The 25,219-nt window shown below is 71.4% G+C and carries 23 protein-coding genes and 1 tRNA gene; 12 read left to right on the top strand and 12 right to left on the bottom strand.

The window, feature by feature from the left end; genetic code table 11:
• The first annotated feature begins 78 nt into the window (after window positions 1-78).
• Genes Q6350_RS02880 through mnhG form a run of 6 tightly spaced genes read left to right on the top strand, consistent with a single transcriptional unit; the run spans window position 79 to window position 6,373 of the window.
• Window positions 79-2,955, top strand: coding sequence for a Na+/H+ antiporter subunit A (locus Q6350_RS02880; RefSeq protein WP_305065061.1), 2,877 nt, complete (start codon window positions 79-81; stop codon window positions 2,953-2,955).
• Window positions 2,952-3,470, top strand: a complete 519-nt coding sequence (locus Q6350_RS02875) for a Na(+)/H(+) antiporter subunit C (RefSeq protein ID WP_304606614.1) — start codon at window positions 2,952-2,954, stop codon at window positions 3,468-3,470. Before Q6350_RS02880 ends, Q6350_RS02875 begins: the two co-directional genes overlap by 4 nt.
• Window positions 3,467-5,086 carry a Na+/H+ antiporter subunit D gene (locus tag Q6350_RS02870; RefSeq protein WP_304602765.1) on the top strand — a complete coding sequence of 540 codons (1,620 nt, stop codon included), beginning with the start codon at window positions 3,467-3,469 and terminating at the stop codon, window positions 5,084-5,086. The genes Q6350_RS02875 and Q6350_RS02870 overlap by 4 nt, the downstream gene beginning before the upstream one ends.
• Window positions 5,083-5,664, top strand: a complete 582-nt coding sequence (locus tag Q6350_RS02865; RefSeq protein WP_304606615.1) for a Na+/H+ antiporter subunit E — start codon at window positions 5,083-5,085, stop codon at window positions 5,662-5,664. The genes Q6350_RS02870 and Q6350_RS02865 overlap by 4 nt, the downstream gene beginning before the upstream one ends.
• Window positions 5,661-5,996, top strand: a complete 336-nt coding sequence (locus tag Q6350_RS02860; protein ID WP_304606616.1) for a monovalent cation/H+ antiporter complex subunit F — start codon at window positions 5,661-5,663, stop codon at window positions 5,994-5,996. Before Q6350_RS02865 ends, Q6350_RS02860 begins: the two co-directional genes overlap by 4 nt.
• Window positions 5,993-6,373 carry a monovalent cation/H(+) antiporter subunit G gene (mnhG, locus tag Q6350_RS02855; RefSeq protein ID WP_171246930.1) on the top strand — a complete coding sequence of 127 codons (381 nt, stop codon included), beginning with the start codon at window positions 5,993-5,995 and terminating at the stop codon, window positions 6,371-6,373. Before Q6350_RS02860 ends, mnhG begins: the two co-directional genes overlap by 4 nt.
• A gap of 18 nt (window positions 6,374-6,391) precedes the next feature.
• On the opposite strand, the gene Q6350_RS02850 is transcribed toward mnhG, so the two are convergent.
• Window positions 6,392-7,036, bottom strand: coding sequence for an HAD family hydrolase (locus Q6350_RS02850; RefSeq protein ID WP_304602762.1), 645 nt, complete (start codon window positions 7,034-7,036; stop codon window positions 6,392-6,394).
• Window positions 7,037-7,149: 113 nt separating this feature from the next.
• Here Q6350_RS02850 and Q6350_RS02845 point away from each other — a divergent pair, with 113 nt between their 5' ends.
• Window positions 7,150-8,010, top strand: a complete 861-nt coding sequence (locus Q6350_RS02845; protein WP_304602761.1) for a sugar phosphate isomerase/epimerase — start codon at window positions 7,150-7,152, stop codon at window positions 8,008-8,010.
• A 7-nt stretch (window positions 8,011-8,017) separates the two neighbouring features.
• On the opposite strand, the gene Q6350_RS02840 is transcribed toward Q6350_RS02845, so the two are convergent.
• A complete protein-coding gene (locus tag Q6350_RS02840; RefSeq protein WP_171246927.1) occupies window positions 8,018-8,623 on the bottom strand; it encodes a TetR/AcrR family transcriptional regulator in 606 nt (201 codons plus the stop codon).
• Between the two features lie 192 nt (window positions 8,624-8,815).
• Here Q6350_RS02840 and Q6350_RS02835 point away from each other — a divergent pair, with 192 nt between their 5' ends.
• Both Q6350_RS02835 and Q6350_RS02830 read left to right on the top strand, forming a co-directional pair.
• The gene (locus Q6350_RS02835; RefSeq protein ID WP_305065057.1) at window positions 8,816-9,826 is read left to right on the top strand and encodes a hypothetical protein; all 1,011 of its coding nucleotides are present in this window, start codon (window positions 8,816-8,818) and stop codon (window positions 9,824-9,826) included.
• Between the two features lie 733 nt (window positions 9,827-10,559).
• Window positions 10,560-11,606 (top strand): pirin family protein, encoded by a 1,047-nt coding sequence (locus tag Q6350_RS02830; protein WP_305065056.1) that lies wholly within the window; start codon window positions 10,560-10,562, stop codon window positions 11,604-11,606.
• Between the two features lie 476 nt (window positions 11,607-12,082).
• Here Q6350_RS02830 and Q6350_RS02825 read toward each other — a convergent pair whose 3' ends face one another.
• The 3 genes from Q6350_RS02825 to Q6350_RS15325 form a co-directional block, all read right to left on the bottom strand.
• Window positions 12,083-13,165, bottom strand: a complete 1,083-nt coding sequence (locus Q6350_RS02825) for a hypothetical protein (protein WP_305065054.1) — start codon at window positions 13,163-13,165, stop codon at window positions 12,083-12,085.
• A gap of 913 nt (window positions 13,166-14,078) precedes the next feature.
• Window positions 14,079-14,855: a hypothetical protein gene (locus Q6350_RS02820; RefSeq protein WP_305065052.1), complete on the bottom strand. Its 777-nt coding sequence runs from the start codon at window positions 14,853-14,855 to the stop codon at window positions 14,079-14,081.
• Between the two features lie 223 nt (window positions 14,856-15,078).
• On the bottom strand, window positions 15,079-15,252 hold the full coding sequence (locus Q6350_RS15325; protein ID WP_370375356.1) for a helix-turn-helix domain-containing protein: 174 nt from the start codon (window positions 15,250-15,252) through the stop codon (window positions 15,079-15,081).
• Window positions 15,253-16,566: 1,314 nt separating this feature from the next.
• Here Q6350_RS15325 and Q6350_RS02815 point away from each other — a divergent pair.
• Window positions 16,567-17,034 carry a hypothetical protein gene (locus tag Q6350_RS02815; protein ID WP_305065050.1) on the top strand — a complete coding sequence of 156 codons (468 nt, stop codon included), beginning with the start codon at window positions 16,567-16,569 and terminating at the stop codon, window positions 17,032-17,034.
• A gap of 100 nt (window positions 17,035-17,134) precedes the next feature.
• Here the strand turns inward: Q6350_RS02815 and Q6350_RS02810 are convergent, their stop codons facing one another.
• The 4 genes from Q6350_RS02810 to Q6350_RS02795 form a co-directional block, all read right to left on the bottom strand.
• On the bottom strand, window positions 17,135-18,223 hold the full coding sequence (locus tag Q6350_RS02810; protein ID WP_305065048.1) for a hypothetical protein: 1,089 nt from the start codon (window positions 18,221-18,223) through the stop codon (window positions 17,135-17,137).
• Window positions 18,223-18,468 (bottom strand): helix-turn-helix domain-containing protein, encoded by a 246-nt coding sequence (locus tag Q6350_RS02805; protein ID WP_305065046.1) that lies wholly within the window; start codon window positions 18,466-18,468, stop codon window positions 18,223-18,225. The genes Q6350_RS02810 and Q6350_RS02805 overlap by 1 nt, the downstream gene beginning before the upstream one ends.
• Before the next feature lie 170 nt (window positions 18,469-18,638).
• Entirely contained in the window at window positions 18,639-20,015 is a 1,377-nt protein-coding gene (locus Q6350_RS02800) for a histone-like nucleoid-structuring protein Lsr2 (protein WP_305065044.1), read from the bottom strand.
• Window positions 20,016-20,124: 109 nt separating this feature from the next.
• A tRNA-Gly gene (locus Q6350_RS02795) sits at window positions 20,125-20,198 on the bottom strand.
• A gap of 137 nt (window positions 20,199-20,335) precedes the next feature.
• On the opposite strand from Q6350_RS02795, the gene dcd reads away from it, so the two are divergent.
• A complete protein-coding gene (gene dcd / locus Q6350_RS02790) occupies window positions 20,336-20,911 on the top strand; it encodes a dCTP deaminase (RefSeq protein ID WP_171246924.1) in 576 nt (191 codons plus the stop codon).
• A gap of 101 nt (window positions 20,912-21,012) precedes the next feature.
• Window positions 21,013-22,140, top strand: a complete 1,128-nt coding sequence (locus Q6350_RS02785) for a hypothetical protein (RefSeq protein WP_304602756.1) — start codon at window positions 21,013-21,015, stop codon at window positions 22,138-22,140.
• Between the two features lie 9 nt (window positions 22,141-22,149).
• Here Q6350_RS02785 and Q6350_RS02780 read toward each other — a convergent pair whose 3' ends face one another.
• From Q6350_RS02780 to Q6350_RS02770, 3 genes are all read right to left on the bottom strand, one after another.
• Complete coding sequence (locus Q6350_RS02780; RefSeq protein ID WP_304602755.1) at window positions 22,150-22,662, bottom strand: methylated-DNA--[protein]-cysteine S-methyltransferase; 513 nt, start codon at window positions 22,660-22,662, stop codon at window positions 22,150-22,152.
• Window positions 22,659-24,158: an AlkA N-terminal domain-containing protein gene (locus Q6350_RS02775; RefSeq protein WP_304606621.1), complete on the bottom strand. Its 1,500-nt coding sequence runs from the start codon at window positions 24,156-24,158 to the stop codon at window positions 22,659-22,661. The genes Q6350_RS02780 and Q6350_RS02775 overlap by 4 nt, the downstream gene beginning before the upstream one ends.
• A gap of 77 nt (window positions 24,159-24,235) precedes the next feature.
• Window positions 24,236-25,210: an alpha/beta hydrolase gene (locus Q6350_RS02770; RefSeq protein WP_305065040.1), complete on the bottom strand. Its 975-nt coding sequence runs from the start codon at window positions 25,208-25,210 to the stop codon at window positions 24,236-24,238.
• Window positions 25,211-25,219 lie beyond the last annotated feature (9 nt).

Below are 25,219 nucleotides of genomic sequence, written 5' to 3'. Positions count from 1 at the left end.
GGCCCGTCGCGTCCGCCGGGACGGCGGCGCCGTCCCCGGTTAGAGTCATGTCCCCGCCCCACGACCGGACGGAGCGCCGTGCTGGCAGTCCTGCTCCTGACCTTCGCGCTGGCCGTGGCGGCGCCCGCTCTGGTGGCGCTGCTGGGTCGGCGGGCGTTCTGGGTGCTCGCGGTCGGGCCTGCGGCCGCGGCGGGCTACGCCCTGGCGAGCACCCGGGCGGTGCTCGACGGCGACCCACCGGTCACGAGCATCCCCTGGGTGCCCGGTCTGCACCTGACCATCGACCTGCGGCTCGACGCCCTCTCCTGGCTCCTGCTGCTCGTCGTCGGCGGCGTCGGTGCCCTGGTGCTGCTGTACTGCTCGGCGTACTTCTCCCGCGATGCCTTCGGTACGGGACGCTTCGCCGGCACGCTGACCGCGTTCGCGGGCGCGATGATGGGCCTGGTCACCGCCGACGACCTCCTGCTGCTGTTCGTCTTCTGGGAGCTGACCACGGTCTTCTCCTACCTGCTGATCGGCCACTACGCCGACCGCAAGGCGTCCCGGCGGGCCGCGATGCAGGCCATCGTCGTCACGACCGCCGGTGGGCTGGCCATGCTCGTCGGCCTCATCGTGCTCGGGGTGTCGACCGGCACCTGGCGCGTCTCCGAGGTCGTCGCGGACCCGCCCACGGGCACCGCGGCCGTCGTGGCGTCGCTCTGCCTCGTCGCCGGCACCGCCACGAAGTCGGCCCTCGTGCCCTTCCACTTCTGGCTCCCGGCCGCGATGGCGGCCCCCACCCCGGTCTCGGCCTACCTGCACGCCGCCGCGATGGTGAAGGCCGGCGTCTACCTCGTGGCGCGGTTCGCCCCGGGCCTGTCCGGGGAGCCGGTCTGGCGCTGGTCGGTCGTCTCGTTGGGCGCGGCGACGCTGCTCCTCGGCGGCTACCGGGCCCTGCGCCAGCACGACCTCAAGCTCGTGCTCGCCTTCGGCACGGTCTCCCAGCTCGGGCTGCTCGTGCTGCTGCTCGGGCTCGGCACCCGCGCCGCGGCGCTCGCCGGGCTCGCCCTGCTCGGCGCCCACGCCCTGTTCAAGGCGGCGCTGTTCCTGGTCGTCGGGGTCGTCGACGTCGCCACCGGCACCCGTGACCTGCGCCGTCTGTCCGGCCTGTGGAGAGCCATGCCCGTCACGGCGGCGGCGGGACTGCTCGCCACGGCGTCGATGATCGGGCTGCCGCCGTTCGCCGGGTACGTGGCCAAGGAGGCGGCCCTGGAGGGGCTCTGGCACGACGTGACCCACGGGGCGGGCGGCCTCGAGGTCGCCGCGCTCGTCGCGGTCGTCGTCGGGTCGATCCTGACCGTGGCGTACGGGCTGCGGTTCTGGTGGGGGGCGTTCGGCACCAAGGGCTCCCTGCCCGACGGCGGTGCCCCGGCGGTGCCGCACCGTCGCCAGCCGGCGCTGCTGGTCGCGCCGCCGGCCGTGCTCGCGCTCGGCGGGCTGCTCGTCGCGCTCGTGCCGTCCGTCGGCGAGCGGGTGCTGGCGCCCTTCGCCGACACCTACCCGAGCGGTGACCCCGGGAAGCTCGTGCTGTGGGGCGGGTTCACGCCGGCACTGGCGACCTCCGTGCTGGTGCTCGCCGTCGGCGCCGTGCTCTTCGGGCAACGGGTCCGTGTGGAGCGCTGGCAGGCGTCCCTGCCGTCACCGCGCGGCGCCGACCTCGTCTACCGCCGGTCGATGCGCCGGCTGGACGACCTGGCGGCGGACGTCACCGGAGCCACGCAGCGCGGCTCGTTGCCGTTCTACCTCGGCATCGTGCTGGTCGTGCTGGCGGTCGCCCCGGGGGCCGTGATCCTGTCGGGCCTGCTCACCGGCACCACGGTCGCCGTCGACGTGGTGCCGTGGGACCGGCCCGCGCAGGCGGCCGTCGTGGCGATCGTGGCCGTGGCGTCCGTGCTCGCGGCGCGGGCCCGGCGTCGGCTCAAGGCGGTCGTCCTGGTCGGTGTCGCGGGGTACGCCAACGCCGCGCTGTTCCTGCTGCACGGGGCTCCCGACCTGGCGCTGACCCAGGTCCTGGTGGAGACGGTCACCCTGGTGGTGCTGGTCCTCGTGCTGCGCCGGATGCCGCCGTACTTCACCGACCGGCCGCTCACCGCCAGCCGGTGGGTGCGGGTCGTCCTCGGCGTCACGACGGGCGTCGTGATGATGGGACTCACCCTCGCGGCCCCGCTGGCCCGGGTGCAGCCGCCCATCAGCGTGGACTTCCCCGCCGAGGCGGTGGAGTACGGCAGCGGGGACAACATCGTCAACGTCACGCTGGTCGACATCCGGGCCTGGGACACCGTCGGGGAGCTGTCCGTGCTGCTCGTGGCGGCCACCGGCGTGGCGTCGCTGGTGTTCCTGCGGCAGCGCAGCGGTGCGGTGCTGCGGCTGTCGCGCGCCCCGGGGGCGGACTCCGGGGAGCGCAAGGAGTGGCTGGCCGCCGGCCGCACGCTCGCCCCCGAGCGACGGTCGGTCATGTTCGAGGTCGTGACCCGGCTGGTCTTCCACGCCATGATCGTCTTCGCGCTGTTCCTGCTGTTCAGCGGGCACAACGCGCCGGGCGGGGGCTTCGCGGCGGGGCTGGTCGTGGGGATCGCGCTGGCGGTGCGCTACCTCGCCGGCGGCCGGTACGAGCTCGGTGAGGCGATGCCCGTCCCACCGGGCCTGCTGCTGGGGACCGGGCTGTTCCTGTCGGCCGGCGTCGGCCTCGGGGCTCTTCTGATCGGGCAGGAGGTGCTGGAGAGCTTCACCTTCGACTTCCACGTCCCGCTGCTGGGCAAGGTGCACCTGGTGACCTCCCTGTTCTTCGACGTCGGCGTGATGCTCCTCGTCGTCGGGCTGGTCCTGGACGTCCTGCGCACGCTCGGCGCCGAGATCGACCGGCAGGGCGAGCTGCCCGAGAACGTCGTCGCCGTCGCGGGGGAGGAGTCGCGGTGATCGTCCTGGAGAACACCCCCTCGGCCGTGCTGGTCCTCGCCGTCGGCGTGCTGTGCGGCACGGGCGTCTACCTGCTGCTCGAGCGGCCGCTGACGCGGATCCTGCTCGGGTTCATCCTGATCAGCAACGGCGTCAACCTCATGCTGCTGGTCGCGGGCGGCCGGGCGGGCGCGTCGCCGATCGTGGGCAGCTCCGACGAGCCGATGAGCGACCCGCTGGCGCAGGCGATGACGCTCACCGCGATCGTCATCACCCTGGGCCTGACCGCGTTCATCCTGGCGCTCGCCTACCGGTCGTGGCAGCTGCACGGCCACGACGAGGTCGCCGACGACGTCGAGGACCGCCGGGTCGCGCGGCACGCCGCGCTCAACGCCCCGGCCTACGAGGACGCGGACGCGGACGAGACCGGCCAGACGCTCGACGAGGAGGCCGCCGCCGTGCACGACGACGTCGCCGGTGACGAGGCCCCCGGCGACGACACCTCCGACGTGACGACACCGGGGGAGGCGCGATGAGCTGGATCCCCGCAGCCTGGGGGCCGGAGACCCTCGTCCCGCTGCCGGTGCTGGTGCCGCTGTTCGCGGCCGGTCTCACCCTGGCGCTGCACCGCTACGCCAACGTCCAGCGCACGATCTCGGTCGCGGCGCTGGTCGCCTCGACCCTGGCCTCCGTGGGCCTGGTCCTCGCGGCCGACGCCGGTCCCGTCGTCGTGGACGTGGGCGGCTGGGCCGCACCGGTCGGCATCGCCCTGGTCGCGGACCGGCTCGCCGCCCTGATGCTCACGGTCAGCGGCGTGATGCTGCTCTGCGTCCTGCTGTACTCGCTCGGTCAGGGCGTGCCCGAGAACGAGGCGGAGACGGTCGACGAGGCACGCGTCGGCGGGGCGATCCCGGTGGCCATCTTCCACCCCACCTACCTGGTGCTGGCTGCCGGCGTCTCCAACGCGTTCCTCACCGGTGACCTGTTCAACCTCTACGTCGGGTTCGAGATCCTGCTCGCCGCGTCGGCGGTGCTGCTCACGCTCGGTGGCACGGCGGAACGGGTGCGGGCCGGGTCCGTGTACCTCATCGTGGCGCTGGCCTCCTCGGTGCTGTTCCTCTCGGCGATCGCGCTGATCTACGCCGCCACGGGCACGGTCAACATGGCCCAGCTCGCCGTGCGCCTGCCCGAGATCGACGACACGGTCCGGGTCGCGCTGCAGCTCCTGCTTCTGCTGGCGTTCGGGATCAAGGCGGCGGTGTTCCCGCTGTCGTTCTGGCTGCCGGACTCCTACCCGACGGCCCCCGCCCCGGTCACGGCCGTGTTCGCGGGGCTGCTCACCAAGGTGGGCGTGTACTCGATCCTGCGCACCCAGACGCTGATCTTCCCGGACAGCCCCGTGGTCGACCAGATCCTCCTCGTCGTCGCCCTGGCCACCATGGTCATCGGCATCCTGGGTGCGGTGGCCCAGAACGACGTCAAACGTCTGCTGTCGTTCACGCTGGTCAGCCACATCGGGTTCATGATCTTCGGCGTCGCGCTGGCGTCCGAGGCAGGGACCGCCGCGGCGATCTTCTACGTCGTGCACCACATCTCCGTCCAGACGGCCCTGTTCCTCGTGGTGGGGCTGGTCGAGTGGCGGGGCGGGTCGACGTCCCTGGACCGGCTCGGCGGCCTGGCGAAGCTCGCCCCGCTGCTGGCGGTGCTGTTCTTCGTCCCGGCCCTCAACCTCGCGGGCATCCCGCCGCTGTCCGGGTTCCTCGGCAAGGTCGGGCTGCTCACCGAGGGCGTCCGGATCGGCACGCCGCTGGCCTGGGCGCTCGTGGTGGGTTCGGTCGCCACCTCGCTGCTGACGCTCTACGCCGTGGTCAAGGCGTGGAACAAGGCGTTCTGGCAGACCGCGCCCGCCGAGATCCCCGAGCACGCGCCGATGCCGCGCACGATGGTGTGGCCGGCCGCCGCCCTGGTGACCTTCGGGCTGTCGCTGACGGTGGTCGCCGGTCCGCTGTACGGGTACGCGGACCGCTCCGCGGCGACGACCATGGACGGGTTCACCTACATCGAGGCGGTGTACCCGGGCGGGTCCGACCGCGGCACGGGACAGTCCGCCGACGTCACGGACGCGCAGACCGAGGGGGGTGACGGGCCGTGAACGATGGGGCGGAGAAGACCCTGCGCGCCCGGGCCCGCCGCGTGGCCGCGCAGTGGCCCGCCCTGGCCGGCCTCACCGTGGTCTGGGTGCTGCTGTGGGGCGACCTGTCCTGGGCCAACGTGCTCGGCGGGCTGGCGCTGGGCGTGCTCGTCGTCGTCGCCCTGCCCCTGCCGCCGATCCCGTCGCGCTGGACCGTCCGTCCGGGCCCCTTCCTGGGGCTGCTCGGACGTTTCGTCGTCGACCTCGTGGTGGCGTCGTTCAACGTCGCGTGGATCGCGATCCGCCCGGGGCCGGCCCCGCAGGCCGCGGTCGTGCAGGTGCGGCTGCGCAACCCGGAGGACGTCTTCCTGACCACCACCGCCGTGCTCTCCACGCTGGTGCCGGGGACGCTGGTGGTCGAGACCGAGCGGGATACCGGTCTGCTGTCCGTGCACGTGCTGGACATCGGCAGCTCCGGCGGGCCCGACGGGGTCCGCGACTACCTGCTCGACCTGGAGGACCGCGTGCTGCGCAGCTTCGCGCCGCGCGACGTGCTCGACCGGTGCCGGGCGCAGGACGGGACGGAGGCGCACCCATGATCGTCGTCGTCGTGCTGGCCGCGGTGATGGTGGCCGTCGCCGCGCTGCTGGCGCTCGTGCGTCTCGAACGGGGACCGTCGATGCTGGACCGCGCGCTGGGGCTCGAGCTGCTCGCGGCGGCCCTGGTCGGGGTGGTCGCCATCGAGGCCGCCTGGACCCGGCGGACCGAGACCATCCCGATCCTCGTGGCGATGTCCCTGGTCGGTTTCGTCGGGTCGGTCGCCATCGCCCGGTTCGCCGCACGGGAGCCGTCGGCCGTCCGGCACCGAGCCGCCGACGACCCCGACTCCGTGCCGGGCGAGGCCCCCGAGGCCGAGGAGGGGGACCGATGACCGAGGTCGACCCGGGGTTCTGGACGACGCTCGCCGACGTCGTCGCGGGCGTGAGCCTGCTCGCCGGGGCGTTCCTCACGCTCGCCGCGGCGGTCGGCGCCGTGCGCTTCGACTCGCTGCTCGGCCGGATGCACGCGGTGACCAAGCCGCAGGTGCTGGGACTGATCCTGCTGCTGCTCGGGCTCGCGCTGCGGGTGCGCAGCTGGTCGGCGGTGACGATGCTCGCGCTCGTCGTCGTCTTCCAGCTCGCGACCGCACCGGTGGCCGCCCACCTGGTCAGCCGGGCGGGTTTCCGGACCGGGAAGATCGACGAGGACGCGCTGGTGCCGAACGAGATGGAGCACGACGCGGCCGCAGCGCCTCCGGACCGGGACTGACCGGAGCCGGCGACGGCGTCAGCGGGTCAGCAGCCCGACCAGCTCCGCGAGCGAGTCGACGACGTCGACCCGTGCGGCCTCCGGTCGGGTCGCGTGCCAGTAGCCCCACGGTCCGCGACGGACCAGCACGGGCCGCATCCCGGCGTCGGCGGCGGGGAGCACGTCGTTGTCGAGGCGGTCGCCCACGTAGGCGATGTCCGAGGCCGCGTGCCCGGCCAGCTCGGCGACGCGGTCGAAGAAGGCCGGCGCGGGTTTCTCCACCCCCCACTCGTCGGAGGTGCGGATGGCGTCGACGGGCAGGTCCATGGCCTCGAGCGCGGCCCGGGCCTGCGGAGGCTGGTTCCCGGCGACGACGACGGCGAGCCCGGCGTCGCGCAGCGCGGACAGCGCGGGACGGACGTCGTCGTACAGGTCGTCGGCGTCGAAGTTCTCGCGGAGTCCCGTGGGGTCCTCGGCGGCCCAGCGGGCCATCTCGGAGGGGAGGTCGAGGCCCGGCCGGACGAGCTCGAAGGCCTCGACGAGCGGCCGGTCCGCCGCGGCGCAGGCGCCCACGAGGCCCAGGAACGTGCCCCGCGGCACCTCGAGCCGGTCGGCCCACCGGGAGAAGATCCTGGTCTCGTCGATCAGGGTCTCCCCGACGTCGAACACCACCGCGCGCACCATGGCACCGAGGGTAGCCGCCCCCGATCGGTGCGTCGGGACCGACCGCAGCGCCCCACGTCTTTCGGGGGTAACGTGTCCAGCGTTCTTGCAGGTGCCCGAGCTAGGGTGGCGACATGGCCGAGACGCCGATCTCCGTAACTCTCTCCACCGCGTCGGTGTACCCTCGGCGCGCGGCGTTCGCCTTCGAGGTGGCGGCCGAGATCGGGTACGACGGCGTCGAGGTGATGGTCTGGTCCGACCCGGCCACGCAGGACCCGCGCACGCTCGCGCGCCTGTCCGAGCGCACCGGGATGCCGATCCGGTCCATCCACGCCCCGACCCTGCTGATCAGCCAGCGCGTCTGGGGGCGTGACCCGGCGGCCAAGCTCGACCGCGCGGTCGACATGGCCGGCGAGCTCGGCGCCGACACCGTGGTGGTGCACCCGCCGTTCCGGTGGCAGTACAAGTACGCGCGCGGCTTCGAGGACCAGGTCCGCGAGCTCAACGCCAAGGGCCCGGTGACGGTCGCCGTGGAGAACATGTACCCGTGGCGGCCGCACTCCCGTCTCGACCGTGAGCTCAAGGCGTACCTGCCCGGCTGGGACCCCTCCGAGCACGACTACGACGCCGTCACGCTGGACCTGTCGCACGCCGCGGTCGCCCAGCAGGACGGCCTGGACCTCGTCCGGGAGTTCGGCGACCGGCTGCGGCACGTGCACCTGGCGGACGGCACGTCGAACATCCGTGACGAGCACCTGGTGCCGGGCCGGGGCGACATGCACTGCGACAAGGTGCTCACCGAGCTGGCCCACAACGGCTACCGCGGTGACGTCTGCCTGGAGATCGGGACGCGGAAGGCCAACGACGCCCACGAGCGGCACTCCGACCTGGCGGCGGCCCTGGAGTTCGCCCGCGCCTATCTCGCGCCGGTGCCCGTGCCGTACGTGACGCCGCCGCCGGAGCACCGCCACCGTCCTGCCGACGCCTGGTGGTGACGGGCGGTCAGGCCGCCATCTGAGGCCGGGCGCCGACGGCGCGCAGCACGAAGGTCTCGGTGGCGCGGATCGTGCGCTCGCGGGCTTCCTGGTCGGTCGGGATGAGCCGTCCCGACAGGCAGGCGTTGACGAGCTGCACCGTGGGCTCGATGTCCTGGGGCGGGAAGGCGCCCGTCTCGACGCCGTCACGCAGGATGCGCTTGAGGATCGACTCGACGATCTCGGCGTGCTCGCGCAGCCGGGACTGGGTGCTGCGGGACAGCACCGTGCGCAGGTCCGGACCCGGCGCGAGGTGGAATACGGTGGTCAGCTGCGCCTGCTGACGGATGTAGGTGCGCAGCTGGGTGACGGGGTCGTCGACCTCCGCGAGGGCGCGTTCCAGGGTGTGGGCGTACTGCTCGGTCTCGTGGGTGATGAAGCCCAGGAGCAGGGCTTCCTTGTCCGCGAAGTGGTTGTACACGGCGGTCCGGCCCACGCCGGCGGCCTGGGCGATGTCGGCCAGCGTGATCGTGTCGAACCCCCGCTCCGCCATGAGCGTGGACAACGCCGCGAACAGCTTGTGCCGGGTCATCTGGCGGTGCTCGTGAAGACTCTTGCCGATGATCTTGGGCATGCTGACAGCATAGGGCCCGGTCGTCAGGTCAGTGCCCGGCACACGCGTCCCTGTGAGCGACACCACTCCGGGGCCGGCGTGTCCCGCGCGGCATCCCGGCATCCGGACGGTCTGCTCGTTCCCGAGCAGACGTAACACGGACGTCACCTTCGGGGCTCCCGCCGCGCCCCCGAGGGGAGTAGCGTCCGCGACATGTCGTACGTCCAGGCGCTCGTCCCCCCGGAGCACGTGTCGAACCACCTGCTCGTCCTGCCTGACGCGACCGAGGTCGCGACGGTGCGACGGCTGGCGGAGTCCTGGTTCTCCGACGCCCGGTGGCTGAAGGAACCCGAGGCGCGTTCGGGGCCGCAGCCGATGCGGGGCGCGCGATTCCGCGGGATGGCCGCGGCGGCGCCGGACCCGCGGGACGTCGGCCCGGGTGTGCTCGGGATCGGCGCCGAGCACGGTGTCGCCGGTCCCTTCACCGGGCCGGCCGAGGTCGCCGCGCAGCTCGGGATGACGGGGCCGGTGCGGGTGTTCGCCCTCGGCCGTGTCGACGGGACGTTCGACCGGCGTGGTCCGCGACCCGCCTCGCCGGACGACCGCGACGGTGTGGCCCGGGCCTTCGCGGCCGGGCTGCCGGAGGATGACGAGCTGCGTCTGGTCCAGTGGGGGGTCGCCGTGGCCCGGAAGCTCGGCGGGCTGCTCCTGGCCGACGGGCGTGAGCTCCTGCGCCCCGACCCGGCCGGCTCGGTCGACCTGCGTCTCTTCTCGGCGAACCCGATCGGCGCGGCCGACCTCCTGGCCCTGCTCCGGTCGGTCGTGGCCACGGCCGAGCACGAGGCGGAGACCCCGGAGCCCGACGGGTCCACGAGCCACCGGCTGGTCGCGCGCACGCCGTACGACGGGAGCATCGTGCTCGACGCGCGGCAGGTCGACCGCGTGCCGCGGGCGCTGGTCGACGTCGACGTGAACGACTACGGACCCTTCGCGGTCGAGGTCCGGTGGGTCCCGCAAGACCCGTACGAGCTGCGGCTGGAGCAGCCCTCGGGGGTGCACGTCATCGCCCGGAACCGGATGCGTGCGACGGTGGCGCGGCTGGCCCTGCTCATGCACGCCCGGTCCGGCGGAGTGCTGGTCGACGACGGCGCCTTCGTCGCGACGACGGCGGAGGTCGACCGACGGGTCGACGAGGAGCGGTCGCCGACACGCGCCTGGGTCTGACCAGCACGTTGTCCACAGGAGTGTGGACGCCCGCCGGCCGTGCTATCTTCCCCGGCCGCTTCCGGTGAACGCCGGGGGCCGGGAGGTGCTCGGACAGCCGCGACGAGCGGGAACGGCGTGTCTCCGTGCTGTTCATCCCCGGGATCCTGCGGTTCCTCGTACCGGTCGCGGGTGTCCGCCGCGTGTCGTCGGGCGCCCTGCGGCAGGGTGCCGCAGCCGGGCAGGGCCATCCCGTGAACGCGTGTCCACAGATTTTGTCCACAGCGCTGTGGACGGTGTGGGGATTCCGCGCCTCCGACTGTGGACGAACCTGTGGCTGAGAATTTCGTCCGCCGGGACCCTTGCAGGGGGCCCGAGGCGGGTCTAGAAACGGCGGTAGCAGTTCCGCCGGGGAGCACCTCCGGACCGCACGGTTGCGGGCCGGCTCGTCGACGGGACGACGGTCGACCGGAGAACGACGGGCCGATCCGCACCGAGTGCGGGCCGCGGGTGACGACGCGGGTGTCCGGGCGTGGCCGGAAGACCACCCACGTCCGGGTCTCGCTGTGGAGAAACGGGGTGGACGGGGCGACGACGCACCAGGCCCCGCCGCGCCGACAGTGGCCCGGGGCCGTGACGTCGACACGGCGCCCCGCCAGCGATCGCGCGGGGAACGTGGTTCCTGCCGAGGCCCCCGGCCGCCCCGGGGGCCTCGGCCATGTCACGGACTGCTGGCGCGCGTAGGCTCCGATCCATGAGCAACCTCGAGCTGCGACCGGCCGAGCGGGTGTGCGCCGTCGGTGACGCCCCCGACGACATCGAGCTCCTCACCTCCCGTGAGGTGCCACTCGGCGGACCCCGGGCGATGACCGTCCGGCGCACGATCCCGCAGCGCCGACGGTCCCTCATCGGGGCGTGGTGCTTCTGCGACCACTACGGGCCCGACGACGTCTCGTCCTCCGCCGGGATGCAGGTGCCGCCGCACCCGCACATCGGCCTGCAGACGGTGTCGTGGCTCTTCGCCGGGGAGATCCTGCACCGCGACTCGGTGGGCTCCGAGCAGCTCGTCCGTCCGGGCGAGCTGAACCTCATGACCGCAGGGCACGGGATCTCCCACTCGGAGGAGTCGACGCCGTCCACGCCGGACCGTCCCCGCCCCCCGACGCTGCACGGCGTCCAGCTGTGGACGGTGCTGCCCTCGTCCGACGCCGGCACGGCCCCGCGGTTCGACCACCACGCCGACCTACCGGTGGCGGACGCCGACGGGGTGCGCGTCCAGGTCTTCCTCGGCTCGCTCCGTGTCGCGGGCGACCTGCTGGCCTCGCCGGCCCGGACCTACTCCCCGCTCGTGGGGGCCCAGCTCGACCTCCCGGCCGGGAGCCGGCTCGAGCTGGACGTCGACCCCGGCTTCGAGCACGGGCTGCTGGTCGACGCCGGCGAGGCGACGCTCGAGGACACCGTGGTGCCGCCGTCCGAGCTCGCCTACGCCGCACCCGGCCGCGACCGGCTCGTCATCACCGCCGGTGCGGAGCCCGTGCGGGCGATCCTTCTCGGGGGTGCGCCCTTCACCGAGGACGTCGTGATGTGGTGGAACTTCGTGGGCCGCAGCCACGAGGACGTCGTCGCGGCACGGGCCGACTGGTCGGCGCAGCTCACGGACCTCGCCGACGGGTCCACCGGGTACGTCGAGGGGGCGGAAGGACGCCGCTTCGGTCGGGTGGACGGCTACGAGGGCGGCCCCCTGCGCGCCCCCGCGCTGCCCGACGTGCGGCTGAAGCCGCGCACGCAGCCGCCGCGCTGACGGCAGCCCCCCTGGCCGCCCGAACGCGACGAGGCCCCGCACCGGAACCGGTGCGGGGCCTCGTCGATCAGCGAGCGGGTGACGGGAATCGAACCCGCGCTGTCAGCTTGGGAAGCTGACGCACCCATGTTCCTCAGCCCTGAAGCCTCGTCAGGATCGGCACGATCCTGCGGATTCAGAGTACATGGAGGTGCACCGAGAGATACCGAGTGGCACACCGGAGTGGCACGCAGTGGCACGACACGCAGTGGGCTGCGAATGGGGAACCGCGACTTGGCGACGAAGACGGAATGGGGTTCGAGGCAATGACCGCCCAGTGCTCGGCTCGCGATTGCCGATGCCGTGACAACGGATCGCTACGCTGCCCGCGCTCGCACTACTCCACCACATTGCGCCATAGCGGTCAGCCTGGGGAGTTGGGCGGACGAAGGCACCTGCGCTCAAGGGGGATGAACTGCAGCATCACGGACTGACCCTCAAGCGCCGCTGTCGGTTCCGATGAGTGTCTCCACGGACAGCTCCGGGCCCTCATCGAGCGCCTGGCGCCACGCCTGATCTCGCGCCCGGACGCGATCGTGTGCGGTGGTGAGCGCCTCCATCTTCACGGTCGCCCAGACTCCCAGATTGATGGTGCGTGCTGCTTCGTGATTCGCGAACTCGCGGACGGATGCGATGACGTCGATCTCGGTGGGGCCGCCATGGGCGGCCGCGTTGCGGCACCGAGCGAGCCGGTCGACGCCCTGTTCAAACTGCGCGACGAGTTCGTCGACCCAAGCTGACGCAGCCGAGGCCGTGACGAGGCGGTTGGCGAGTGTGCGCAGCCGACGTGCGCCGGGCGCGTGGTCCGGCAGTGCGGATACAAGACCAGGTAGTCGTTCGAGCGCCAGATCGAAGCGGATGTGAACACGTGGAGCATGGCTGCCGTGATCGTGTTCGTAGAGGTCCCGTATGGCGACCACCTCTGGGATGACTCTCAAATCATAGACGCCGGTCGGTGTGGTGTGCGCGTTAATTAGTTCGTGCGCCACGGTCTGCCTTGCCCACGCGAGGGCGAAAGTTCTCTTCATGTGTGGCTGCCAGTTTTTCGCCCCAGCTTGGCTCGCCATGGACTCGATGACCTGCACGTCGATGAGTAGCCCCGAAGGGCTAGGCTCTCCCGAGCCGTTGACTCGAACGAGGTTTGCCGTGGCAAGCAACCCCAGAAGTTCCTCACTTGGGGCCGTGGAGCCTGGCTCGATCTGCTCCCCGATATCGCCAAGGGTTTCGCTGGTCCAGGATGAGTCATGCTCAGATTCGTCGATATCACGAAAGATGAAGGGGCCAATGCCCGGCCTGCCATCGTGGACCACGATCCCTCCGGTCATGGGCTTCCATCGGGTACCGCCGTCATGAAATGCGGCGAGCCCAACGAGACTGCTCGCGACGGTTCTGCCGTGTTCGACCGCTGGAGTCTGCTCAGTGCCGTCGAGTTCGACGCGTGCCCACACCCACTCCTCGACTCCGGCGTTGACCCGGCTGACGTCAAGTTGCTGCGCGAACAACTCGTCGGCATTTATCACCTCCGGAGGAAGGCGTTCGCCAAGATGAGGCGCAAGAGGGGTCCCTGCGGCGACAGAATGAACCACCGACTGTAGTGTCGGGCCATCGATGAACTCGACAGCCCCAACCCGCACGATCCAGTCAGGAACACGACACGTCGCCCGCTCGAAGCAGACCCAAACGGCTTCGGTACGGGGCGCGCCACTGGGCTCAAGAAGCAAACCGCGGCAGAGTTCTATTCGTTCCGGTTCGCTAAGGCCGGCGGGGGTGTCTGGTCTCCGAGCTAGGCTGGGCGGCGGAGCATCTTGGGGCCGCGCGATGTCGACTCCCCAGCTTTCGTCGTCGAGAATTGACCCCAAAACGTAACCGACAGAACTCAACGACCTCTGGGATACCTGCAGTACATCGCTGAGAACTCCGAGTAGCTCAGTGACTTTGTCGTGTGTGGCCGACACATCACGAATGGTTGTGTAGAGGTCGTCGAGAGCTGCGACAGAAGCCTTCCCTTGGCGGAGTTGGTCTTCGAGTGCGTCGGTGATGGAACAACATGCCGCCCGCCGCGCAGAGGAAGCGCCCAACTCGGGTTCCGCCAGCCCGGCAATGAGGTCTGCGTAAGCCGGTGCCTTGACCCGTGTATGCGGACCCATCGCCTCAAGGGAGTGTGTGACGTCCCGCACGAGAGAGGTCCAGGCACGCTCTTGGATGGGCTTGTAAGGGCGTGTATCCACCAGCCAGCGCCGTAGTTCCCTGAGCGAGGCCCGGAGACCGGGCCTAGCCAAGCCGCAGGTATCTCTTCGGGAGGACCGGTGGGGTCCGCGCAGCAGCCACGCGAGTTCATTTATGGCGCTTGTATTCATGCCCGCGGTCTCTCAAATGACGTTTCAGCTGCGCGCAGAGTGCGCTCCGGTCGCCAAGGGGCGAGGTGCATGTCCTTCAATCCTCGCCGAGCGCCGGAAGTTCCGTGACGGGTCGCTCTTCCTCGTGCTCCTCTGCGTAGATGAGTGTTCTCGCGAGGCCGCCCCAGATCATCTTGGGCTCGGGCCGGATGTCCCGGCCGGTGTTGCGGGTCTTGCGGTACAGTATTGCGAGTAGACCCTTTCCAGTCATCGATCCGGCCCAGATATGGCTGACGATCCTCTGGCCACCTTGGATCAGGAATACCTGGATGCGGTCTTGCGGAATGTGTTTGAACGTCACATAGGTCTTGCCATCGGCGTCGAACGAGACCTTGACTCCTGCGGGACTGATGAGCCCACGCCTCGTGGCCCGGTCCAGGGCCTTCCATGCGTCTGCCGCGTTCACCTCCTCGTTGAGGAAGCACTGGTACAACTCGCGGTCGGCCGACACTTCCTCGGCCATGACCTCGTCGATGTGGTTCTCGGCCCCCGCCAGGGACTCGATTCGGCTCGTCAGCTCGTCGATCCGCTCGGTGCTTTCCCGCCGGACGGACTCGACCTGCTCTTGCGTGCGTTGCTCGGAGGCGGTCACCTGTCGACGCAGCGCAGTGGCCAACAGTTCGATGGGAACGATCAGGAGTACCGCCGCACCCAGGTTGATTAGAACTGCCGTCAGCCACGGCCGTAGTCCACCTTGATCCTGATCGCCTCCGACGAGGGAGATGACCAGTGCGGCGCAGAGCATCAACGCGCCTACAGCGACCACCACAGCGACGAGGCGCCACCCATGCAACCACCGGCCCACCACACTCATCGGAACAGGATGACAGAGCCAGCCACGGGACCGCGGCAGCAGAGGTCTCGGAGTCCGGGTGAACTACCACCCTGCCTTATCACGACCGGTCTCAAGTCAAGTCTCAAGGCCGAGCCCGAGCGCCACGTCGGACTATGGAACATGCCCAGAGCCGGCTTGAACTGCTCCGGCGTCGGACTTCGCGTCAGTGGCGCCCTGCCAGCACTGGAGTCAGCCGCGAGAGTCACGGTTGACGATGCTCGCGCGGCAGCTGATCGAGACGGATCTGCCACCGCTGGCCCTGCTTGACCGCGGGGATCTCCCCCCGCTGGCACTGCCGGCGAATCGTCGCGGGTGAGACACCATAGAGCCGGGCGACCTCAGTTGGAGAGAAAACAGCCGACCGCAGGACGCCCACCGGTGTCTCGCGGGGGAGCGAAGGGCCACGCGACAAGCGACGGGCGACGCGGTGGCACAAATCGCCAAGCACTCGGGCGGCTTCCGCGATTCGAATGGCTGCCTGTCCGGGCCCTCCAGGGCACGCGGGGTGAACGTTCGTTCGGGACTGACTCACGGGTCTCCTCTCAGGAGCGCGCTGGGCAACGTTCACAGGCCCCTCAGGGCCGCGTCGCTAGCGCACGTGAGTCAGGTTGCCCGATCACTCCTCGGGCGGTGGTTGCCGCAGGACCGCGGCACGCCAGCATCATACGACCCCGTTGGTGACTCCAGCACCGTCCTGGGCCGTCAGGTGAGGTGCGGTAGGGCTGAGCGCCACAGGTCCTTGAACGTGGGGAGCAGGAGGGCTCGTTGCTGCTGGCACATGTCTCACACACGCAGGCGATTCGTCAGATAACGCGGAGTTCCGTTGCGTGCCGGTTCGCCGTGGTTCGCCTGAGATCCCGAACCCCAGCCGGTCATCGATGGCCACCGGTGTGCGTGGCAGCACTGGGGCGGCGGGCTCATCATTGGACGATGAGGACCATCGGGAGGGCGATCAGGGTCAGCGGGCGCCTCCGTCGCAGGGTTGAAGCCGGCGCCGCGCGGAATGGCGAGAGCGCACAGCAGTTCATTGAGCGCGCCGTTCGGGAACTTGAGCAACGTGAGTTCCTCGAGACGGTTGCGCGCTACGAGTATGACGCCGTGGGCCGCGCACAGTACGAGCGTTGGGAGCGGTCAGACCTAGGGCCGCAGGTAGACGGACGGCCATAGCTAAGAACTGCGAACGTGCCCCAACGGCCTCGGTCGGCGCGCTCATGCTGGCGCCCCCGTCGCCCTGGTGACTTCGCGGTCCCGTCGGGGCTGTGATTTGCCTGCTGCCCGTGTCTCTCGCGCGCACACGCGCGTAGCGAGGCGCACAAAGCGCACCGCAATGCCTGTGCAGTTCGGCGGGCCGGGTCCTACCCTGTTGGGAACAGCGGGCCGATCGGACGGGAGGGCGACATGGACACCGAGGTGCAGTGCGACTGCGGCGTAGCCCCCGAGGAGGACGGCTGGCGCGAGACGCGCGGACCCGATTGCGGAGCCCGAGACCTGACGGAGTGGCGTGAGTTCGCCCAGCGGCTCGACGCGGGCATCGACGAGTTCGTTGCTGACAGGGCACGTCGCCGGTAGTCCGACGGATCGTGGGTGGTCGTGGTAGGTCGGCATCTCCCAGTTCACATGCGCGAGTCGCCCGCTGACTTCACCCGCGTCCGGCGTGCCGCCACGGGCAGGCATCGGTACGTTCGCGCACATGGTGGCCAAGCCGAGGATGTACCGTGCTGCGTTCCCGCTCGTCGCGTTCGGCCTGCTGCTCACGGGGTGTAGCGGCGACCAGACCCCTGCGCCGGCCCCGACGGTCACGGTGACAGCGACAGTCACGGCAACGCCTGAGCCAGCCCCGACCGTCACGGTGACGGAGGAAGCTGCCGAGGCTGAATCGGCCTCACTGGCCTACCCATCAGGTGACACGGTCGTCGAGGGCTACCCGGTATTGGTCGACACCGAGCAGATCGACTACCGAGTCGCCAACGCGATCCCCACCGAGAAGTCCGTGGCGGTCGCACCAGGTGTGTATGTCGGATACAGCGATGCCGTTCCGGATCTTGAGGACTATCTCGACCAGCCAAACGACGGGGACTGCGCCGTTCGGGAGAAGTTCTTCCCCAACGTCGGCGGTTCGTGCTGGAACGGCGTACCGCCCAGCCCGCAGGAACCGTAAAGGTGAAGCCGGTGGGTGGGCAGTCGGCGCTCTAGTGGTTGTGCGGGGCCTCCAGGAGGCTTGCCTCGACCCCGCGAGCCAAGCCTCCTGGCTACACCGTTCAGGGGAGTGGATCAGCGGCGTCGGACTCGGTGGCGATGAACCGTCCCCTATGGAGGTCCAGAGTCCCGGCGGGAGCACCCGTGCTGTGGATGAGGTCATCACGAGTCAATCCGAACCTGGCCGCGAGCGCCTTGGCCTTGCGTCTCGAACCCCTCGCGAGTCCTCGTCCGGGGAACAGCAGGTGGACACACACGAGCCCGAGCTCCTGGGTGCTTAGGCACTCTTCGGCTGCGCGCAGACGTTTCGGATCGCTGCCCACCGTCGCCCCGAACCTGGTTCGCCCCCAGTACTTCGAGGCCGTGCTCCAGAGTCGAGCGTCATCGAGGGCTTCGACTCTTGCCATGCCGAGTTCGCCCAGGACCTCGGTCCGTAGCTCGAGCTCGAACCTGACGATCCCCTCTTCTTCCTGAGCAAGGCCGGGATCGCAGGAGGCTGGAGCCGAGCGGTCCTGGTACATCTCGCCGCGATGGTAGAGGCGTGCCTTCCACCTGGTATTCGCGCGGTACACCGTCTGCGCTCCGAGCAGGGCCTTGTCCCGGTAAAGGTTCGTCTTCATCGGGCGACGCGGTCGTTCAAAGGTGAGAGCGTCGAGTACCTGCGCGGGGGCTGCGACACCGACGAAGTCACGTGCGACGTCGACCCGCCTCAGCCTGACCTCGGGCACTGGCGTTGCGAAGGGCACGTGCTCGGCGACGAGGTTGGTGAAATCGTCGACCACCGTACGCACCTCATCGCTGGTGGCCGGCCGTCGGTTGTCGCCCCGCAGCCACTTCGGAGCCGAGAAACTCGCCAGGACGCCGTGGACGCCTGCCTGCCGGAGTGCGCGGACCTGTTGGCCGTTGGCGAGTCTTACCTCGCTCGTCGTGGGCACGGGTTCGCTGAGTTCGCCAGTGGCGTGGTCCAGGTGCTGAAGCAGTCTTTGGACGGGTAGCTCCCTTATCGCGTCCCGGGTCGTCGGCACGAACACGTCGATGGTGTCGATGCCGAAGCGCCCCAGGTGGTCAAGGTGTGACCCCTGGTCGGGGCTGTCAGAAGAGGTCGGGTCATGCCCGGGCCCCTCGAGGGGCCCGGGCATGTCGAGTGCCATCACCGGAAGTGGCACATCGGGTCGTAGTCAGTGTTGCGCGCGATCACCGCGTTGCCCTCGCTCTTGGGGAGGAAGACGCGGCGGCCGAGTCGGACCGGGTAGATCTTCTCGAGCCGGATGAGTTTCCTGGTGAAGGGCTCACCGATGCCCCAGTAGGCGCACCACTCGGGCACGCTCATGAGGCGGTCGGGGTTGTCGTCGGGGCTAGAGCAGGGGCAGGGTGCGGTGGGGGTCGGAGCAGCCATGAGCGGCCTCCTTGGAGACACGTTCCGCACCAGACCTTCGGCGGCCTGGGGCTGCTCGCAGGATTGCGAGCGGCGTGGATGGTGTCATCGACCTCCAGGTGTCTCGAGCGACGTCAGTGCGCTTCGTGGTGAAGCTGTGCGTCACCGTACACAGCGAGGTGCGCCCCCCTCTATGCGGCGTGAAGCCTCGACACAGGGCGGCCGGTGGGCTGCGCGTCGTCGGACGCGACGAGGTGGTCGAGCTTCCTGGCGAGCCCCTGCTGCGCGCCGCTGACGACGTGCTGGTAGTGCATCGCGGACTTGGAGCTCGAGTGTCCGGCGATCACCATCAGCTCGGCCAGTGAGGCGCCGGTCTTGGCCCACAGCACCATGGCCGAGTGCCGAAGGTCGTGCCAGGTCAGGTCGTCACGGCCGATGGAGGATCGTGCACGTCGGAACATCCTCGAGCGCGATCCTGACTGGAGGGGAGTCCCGGTCGAGGTGGCGAAGATCAGGCTCCTCTTGTCGACCGGCACATAGGTCTCCAGGTGGACCCGGAGGACCTCGACCGCCGCGGCCGGCAGGTCGACGGTGCGGCGGCTCGTTGCTGACTTCGTGGGCGCGAACCAGCGTCCGCTGGTCTCCTGCGCGAGTGATTGCTCGACACGGATGGTGCCCGCCCCGAGATCGACGTGCTTGCGCTGAAGCGCGAACAGCTCACCCGCCCGGAGACCGGTCAGCATGGTGACCACGACGGCCGCCCGGTAGCGATCGGGCATCGCAGCGGCAAGCGCCTTCGCCTCTTCGTAGTTCGCGGGGATGCGCTCGCGACGGTTGCGTGAGTCTCGTTGACCGGCTCCCTTGATAGTGCACGGGTTGGCGCGGATCAATCCGTCGTCGATCGCCCGTTGGAACGCCGCATGGAGCAAGCGGTACGCCTGCGCGGGTTCGGTGGTTCCGGCGTTGGCGTCGACCTCGTACGGGAGCTCGACGTCCGTACCCATGCGCTGATGCCATGCGTGCAGAATCTCCGTCGGGATTCGACCGGTGTCTGCGACGACCATCCCGGACTGGCGCGCCCAGGTCCGGATGGCCCGGTTGACCGCCTGTGGGCTGTTCGCGGCGCGCCGGGCTCTGTCGTGGGCGCGGCGTTCCGCCTCCGCGCTGACAACGGAGTGCCACTGGCGAATCGTCGCTTGGTTGATCGAGCCGAGCGGGAGGTCCGCGAGCGCCATGGGCATGCGCCCGTGCGGCTGCGCGATCCAGGTCGCGAACAGCCGCTCGTTGAGAGAGCGAGTTCGTGCGCTGACGTCGGTGCGGTTCTCGAGCCAGCTCCTCAGAAACGCGCCGAGTGGGAGGCCGGCCTCCTCGGGGCTGCGCCAGCGACCGTCCTGCACAGACACGATCTGTCGGGCGCGTGCCGTGTCTGCCTCCGTCTTGGTGGCGAAGGTGCCTATCGAACGCATCTTGCCGTCGGGGCCGGTGTGGCGTGCCTGCCATCGGCCGGACGGGAGCCGTCGGACGCCCCCTGTGCCCGGGGACTGCCTGCGCTGCTTGCGTGCTGCCATGCTCTCTCCAGATTTCGTAGTGGCACGTAGTGGCACGCGCCGACCTGGAGAGAGGGTTTCAGACAGGGTGCGCCCCCTCTGTTGAGGGGGCTGACCTGCAGTGATGCTGTGGAGCGGGTGACGGGAATCGAACCCGCGCTGTCAGCTTGGGAAGCTGAAGTTCTACCATTGAACTACACCCGCGCGGCGCACCGACGTCGATGCGCGCACGGCGATCATACCCAACAACCGCTGGTGACCCGAATCGGCGCCTGAGCGCGTGCCGGACCACGCCGCGGACCTCCTGACGCGGGGCCGCGTGGCGGACTACCGTGGGCCTCGTGCTGCTCTCCGACCGCGACATCCGGGCCGAGCTGGACGGCGGACGCGTCGCTCTGGACCCGTACGACCCGGCGATGGTCCAGCCGTCGAGCATCGACGTGCGCCTGGACCGGTTCTTCCGGCTGTTCGACAACCACCGCTACCCGTTCATCGACCCCTCGCAGGAGCAGCCGGAGCTGACCCGTCTCGTCGAGGTGGAGTCCGGCGAGCCGCTGGTGCTGCACCCGGGAGAGTTCGTCCTCGGGTCCACCTACGAGACGGTGACGCTGCCGGACGACGTCGCCGCCCGGCTGGAGGGCAAGTCCTCGCTCGGTCGTCTCGGGCTGCTGACGCACTCCACCGCCGGGTTCATCGACCCGGGGTTCTCCGGGCACGTCACGCTCGAGCTCAGCAACGTGGCCACCCTGCCGATCACGCTCTGGCCCGGGATGAAGATCGGACAGCTCTGCTTCTTCCGGCTCTCCTCCGCGGCCGAGCACCCGTACGGCTCCGCCCGGTACGGCTCGCGCTACCAGGGCCAGCGCGGCCCGACGGCGAGCCGGTCCTGGCAGTCCTTCCACCGCACCGACGTATGAACGGGCCCTTCAACGGCGGCGACCGTCGTCGGTACGCTCGGACCCGCCGCGCCGGCGACCTCCGTCGGCCGGACTCCCGGACCCGGAAGGAACGTCACCCGATGGCCCAGACCTCGTCCCCGCCCCTGCCACCGCTCCCGCGTGCCTCCACGCAGGGGCACCAGGCCCGGCACCTGCTCGCCGTGCCCGACGACGTGGCCGTCGACGAGGTCGAGGTGCTCGCCCTGTCCCGGTTCAGCGGCACCCGCTGGGACGTCGTCCCGGCGGACCTGCCCGGCGCCGACCTGCCCGCCGGCCGGATCGCCGGCCCCGGCGAGCCCGGTGTGCTCCGTCTGACGCGGCACAGCCACGTCCACGGCCCCTACGCGCCGTCCGGCGACGGGTTCGAGCCGGGGCTGCCCGCCCGCTCCGCCCTCGTCTTCGACGTCGTCTGCCCGCGCGAGCGCTGGGACGACGCGCCCTACCCCGGTGGCGGCGACCGCGACGGCCTCGCCCGGGCGTTCCCGGCGGGTCTGCCCACCCGCGAGGAGGACCGGGTCGTGCAGTGGCTCATCGCGGCGGCCCGCCGCCTCGGCGGTGCGGTCCGTCTGGACGTGGCCGGTCTCTGGGACCCGGCCGAGGCCCAGCGCCGCGGCGCCGGGTCCGGCGTCGTGCTGACCCCGGACCCGGGTGCGGCGGTCGACCTCACGGTGTGGTCCGACGTGTGGCTCGACCCCCAGGCCGCCCACCGGGTGCTGCAGGAGGTCCATCCCCGCGTCGTCCTGGCCACCCAGGGCGCCGACTACCAGGGGCCGCCGCAGGGCATCGCCGACAAGCCGCTGTACCCGGGCGAGAAGATGGACCCGGACCTGCGCCGTGAGGTGCACGCGCGGGCGGACGACTTCGACATCGCCGCGCTGCAGGCGCCCGTCGTCCTGGACGGCTACGGGCTGACGATCGACCTCGGCCACGACGGCTGGGTCACGGTGGAGGTCAGCGGCGACGAGGTGCTGCCGCTGCTGGTCAAGGAGCTGCCGTGGGCCGCCGCCGGGGCGATCTGCTACCGCGTCGTGTGGGACCCGCCGGACCAGTTCGAGGCCCAGATGGAGTTCCCGCAGGCCGGTCTGGTGGTCGCCCGCAAGCGGGCGGCCGACCTGGTGGCCAAGGTCGCCGCCGCGATCCACGCGGCCGTCGGCGGCGAGATCGCCGACGAGTCGGAGTTCCTCCTCGCGCCGGAGGACCTGGGCTGACGGCTCCGGTCAGCCGGCCGCGGAGCGCTCGCGGGCCAGCAGCGACTCCTTGACCGCCGGTCCGTACCGGAAGCCGCCCGTCGTGCCGTCGCTGCGCAGCACCCGGTGGCACGGGACGAACAGGGCCGCCGCGTTGTGCGCGCACGCCCCGGCCGCCGCCCGGACGGCGGCCGGGCGCCCGGCCCGGTCCGCGTACTCGGCGTAGGTGACCGGGGCGCCGGGCGACACCTGGCGCAGCACCTGCCAGGCGTGCTCGCGGAACGGGCCGGACCGCTGGACGACGGCGACGCGGCCGACGGCGTCGAGGTCGCCCGCGTAGTACGCGGCGACGGCCGCGGCCGGTCCGGAGACCGCCGCGTGCCCCGGGTCGACCTCGGTCACGGCGGTGGGGCGCAGGTCCGGGTGGACGAGTCCGACCAGCGCGTCGACGTCGTCGGTCCAGCCCGAGGCCAGGACGGTGCCGTCGTCGGCGACGAGCGTGAATGCTCCGTCGGGGGTGTCGAGCGTGGTGGCGGCGATCATGGGGTGTTCCTTCCAGAGCGGGGTGCGGCGGCCTGCCACACGTGCCGGGCGGCGTACGAGCGCCACGGGGCCCAGCGGTCGGCCCGGGCGGCGAGGGAGGCGTCGTCAGGGAGCCCCAGGGCGCGGGCCCCGGCCCGCAGGGCAGCATCCCCGTCCAGCCAGACGTCGGGGTCGCCCAGGACCCGCAGGGCCACGTAGCCCGACGTCCACGGGCCGATCCCGTGCCGGGCCTCAAGGACGGCGCGCAGGTCGGCGGCGTCGGCGCCCACGTCGACGGTGAGGGTGCCGTCGGCCAGGGCGCGGGCCGTGTCGACGACGGTGCGGCGCTGCCGGGCGGGCAGCGCCAGGTGCGTCCCGTCGTCGTCGGCCACCTGGGCGGCGGTCGGGAAGAGGCGGTCCAAGCCGTCGATCGTGGACGGGTACGGCGTGCCGGCGGCCGACGTGAGCCGGTCCAGGTGCGTGCGGGCGGCGGCCACGGAGATCTGCTGTCCCACGCAGGCGCGGACGACGATCTCGTGGGCGTCCACGGCCCCCGGCACCCGGGTCCCGGGGCGGGCGGCGACCGACGGGGCGAGGACGGGGTCGTCGGCCAGCGCGGTGTCGACGGCGACCGGGTCGGCGTCGAGGTCCAGCAGCCGGCGCAGCCGGGCCACGGCGGTGGCGACGTCCTGCCACGAGGAGAGCTCCAGGTGGGCGGCGACCCGGCCGGGTCCGACGGTGGGCCCGGCGGTGACCGCGACGGCACCCGGGCCGTGCGGCAGGTGCAGGGTGCGGGCGTAGCGCACGGTGGGGCCGTCGAGCGAGGCGGTCTCGACGCCCGCGACGGCGCGGGCCGCCAGGTAGGCGACCGTGCCCGCGGCGTCGAACGGCTCGCGCACCGGCAGGGTGAGGTCCAGGTGGACCCGGTCCCCGGCCGTCGCGGTGCCGACGGGTGCCGGACGCCGTCGCCGCAGGTCCGTGGGCGTGGTGGCGAACACGGCGCGCACGGTGTCGTTGAGCTGGCGGATGCTGCCGAACCCGGCGGCGAAGGCGACGTCCGCCACGGGCAGGTCCGTGCCCGTCAGCAGGGTGCGCGCCGTCTGGGCACGCTGCGCGCGAGCCAGGGTGAGGGGGCCCGCGCCGAGCTCGGTGCGCAGCACCCGGTGCAGGTGGCGGGGGCTGTAGCCCAGGCGTGCGGCGAGCCCGGCCACGCCCTCGCGGTCCACGACGCCGTCGGCCACGAGTCGCATCGCGCGGCCCGCGGCGTCCCGGCGCACGTCCCAGGCGGGGGTGCCGGGGGTGGCCTCGGGCAGGCACCGCTTGCAGGCGCGGAAGCCGGCGTCGTGCGCGGCCGCGCTGGTCAGGTAGAACGTGACGTTCTCGGGCTTGGGCGTGCGGGCGGGGCAGGACGGCCGGCAGTAGATGCCGGTGGTGCGCACGGCGGTGACGAACTGGCCGTCGAACCGTGCGTCGCGCGCGGCGATGGCGCGGTAGCGCTCGGCACGTTCGTCGGTCATGGCGTCATCGTCACCCGGCGGGCGGCACGATGGCTAGCGGGAATCGGACACGACGGTGAGCGCCCGGGCGGCGCGGCTCAGACGGCGGCGCGGATCCAGTCGACGACGACCTGCAGGTACTCCTCGCGCGCGGGGGAGGGCGAGAGCGCGAGGTCGTGCATCCCACCGCGGATCGTGACGAGGCTGACGTCGTCCCCCAGCCGGGGGGCGATCTTGCGCATGTGGCCGACGTCGAGCACCGTGTCGCTGCTCAGGTGCTCGGTGCGGGTCGTGCGGTCCGAGGTCAGCACGAGCACCGGGATCTCCAGGTCCAGCCCGCGCGCCAGACGTCGCTGCGACCGACGGACGGAGCGGAACCAGGCGGCCCGCACCGGGAACGGCTCGAGCGGCTTCCACGCGGGGTCGAAGTCCCACTCCCCCTCGTGCGCGCGGTGCAGGGCGCGGGGGTAGGCGTCGTCGAGATGGCCGAGCACGGCCCGGGGCGCCAGCGGGGCGACCGCCTCGGCGACGGCGGCGGAGACCCACCGCACGGGAGCAGGGGCGTGGTGCTCGAACCACGGGCTGTTGAGCACCAGCGCGTCGGCGCGTCCCGGGCGGGCCGACGCCCACAGCGGCACGACGAGGCCGCCGGTGGAGTGGGCCATGACCACGAGGCGTTCGTGCCCGGCCGCGCGGACGGCGTCGGCAGCCGCGTCGAGATCCACGGCGTGGACCGCGAGGTCCGGTTCCTGGTTCGGGTCCCGGCCGGCGGCGGCGTGGGCGTCCCAGGATCGTCCGTGGCCGCGCAGGTCGACGGCGTAGGCCGCGAACCCGGCCGCCGCCAGTGCCCTGGCCACGTGGGGGTGGAAGAAGTAGTCCGCCAGGCCGTGCACGACCAGCACGGCGACCCGTGCCGGGGCGCCCTGCGGGGCCACGGACGGCGTGTGGCGGACCAGGGTGGCCGTCGCGTCGTCGGGCAGGTGCAGTGTCCGGGCCTCGAACCCGTCACCCAGCAGGTCCGGGTGCCAGTCGGTGCCGGGCGTGGGGGCCGTGCCGTCCTCGAGCTGCGTCATGGCCCGAGG

Origin of the sequence: Isoptericola sp. b515 (assembly GCF_030588125.1) — a bacterium.
Classification (GTDB): Bacteria; Actinomycetota; Actinomycetes; order Actinomycetales; family Cellulomonadaceae; genus Isoptericola; species Isoptericola sediminis.
Note: the sequence above shows the minus strand (reverse complement) of the source record. Positions and strands in the feature narration are given on the sequence as shown.

Coding starts and splice junctions, on each gene's coding strand:
- Q6350_RS02870 (WP_304602765.1), top strand. CDS start 3,467: ATGAGCTGGATCCCCGCAGCCTGGGGGCCGGAGACCCTCGTCCCGCTG.
- Q6350_RS02860 (WP_304606616.1), top strand. CDS start 5,661: ATGATCGTCGTCGTCGTGCTGGCCGCGGTGATGGTGGCCGTCGCCGCG.
- mnhG (WP_171246930.1), top strand. CDS start 5,993: ATGACCGAGGTCGACCCGGGGTTCTGGACGACGCTCGCCGACGTCGTC.
- Q6350_RS02850 (WP_304602762.1), bottom strand. CDS start 7,036: ATGGTGCGCGCGGTGGTGTTCGACGTCGGGGAGACCCTGATCGACGAG.
- Q6350_RS02845 (WP_304602761.1), top strand. CDS start 7,150: ATGGCCGAGACGCCGATCTCCGTAACTCTCTCCACCGCGTCGGTGTAC.
- Q6350_RS02840 (WP_171246927.1), bottom strand. CDS start 8,623: ATGCCCAAGATCATCGGCAAGAGTCTTCACGAGCACCGCCAGATGACC.
- Q6350_RS02835 (WP_305065057.1), top strand. CDS start 8,816: ATGTCGTACGTCCAGGCGCTCGTCCCCCCGGAGCACGTGTCGAACCAC.
- Q6350_RS02830 (WP_305065056.1), top strand. CDS start 10,560: ATGAGCAACCTCGAGCTGCGACCGGCCGAGCGGGTGTGCGCCGTCGGT.
- Q6350_RS02820 (WP_305065052.1), bottom strand. CDS start 14,855: ATGAGTGTGGTGGGCCGGTGGTTGCATGGGTGGCGCCTCGTCGCTGTG.
- Q6350_RS02815 (WP_305065050.1), top strand. CDS start 16,567: ATGGTGGCCAAGCCGAGGATGTACCGTGCTGCGTTCCCGCTCGTCGCG.
- Q6350_RS02810 (WP_305065048.1), bottom strand. CDS start 18,223: ATGGCACTCGACATGCCCGGGCCCCTCGAGGGGCCCGGGCATGACCCG.
- Q6350_RS02805 (WP_305065046.1), bottom strand. CDS start 18,468: ATGGCTGCTCCGACCCCCACCGCACCCTGCCCCTGCTCTAGCCCCGAC.
- Q6350_RS02800 (WP_305065044.1), bottom strand. CDS start 20,015: ATGGCAGCACGCAAGCAGCGCAGGCAGTCCCCGGGCACAGGGGGCGTC.
- Q6350_RS02785 (WP_304602756.1), top strand. CDS start 21,013: ATGGCCCAGACCTCGTCCCCGCCCCTGCCACCGCTCCCGCGTGCCTCC.
- Q6350_RS02780 (WP_304602755.1), bottom strand. CDS start 22,662: ATGATCGCCGCCACCACGCTCGACACCCCCGACGGAGCATTCACGCTC.
- Q6350_RS02775 (WP_304606621.1), bottom strand. CDS start 24,158: ATGACCGACGAACGTGCCGAGCGCTACCGCGCCATCGCCGCGCGCGAC.
- Q6350_RS02770 (WP_305065040.1), bottom strand. CDS start 25,210: ATGACGCAGCTCGAGGACGGCACGGCCCCCACGCCCGGCACCGACTGG.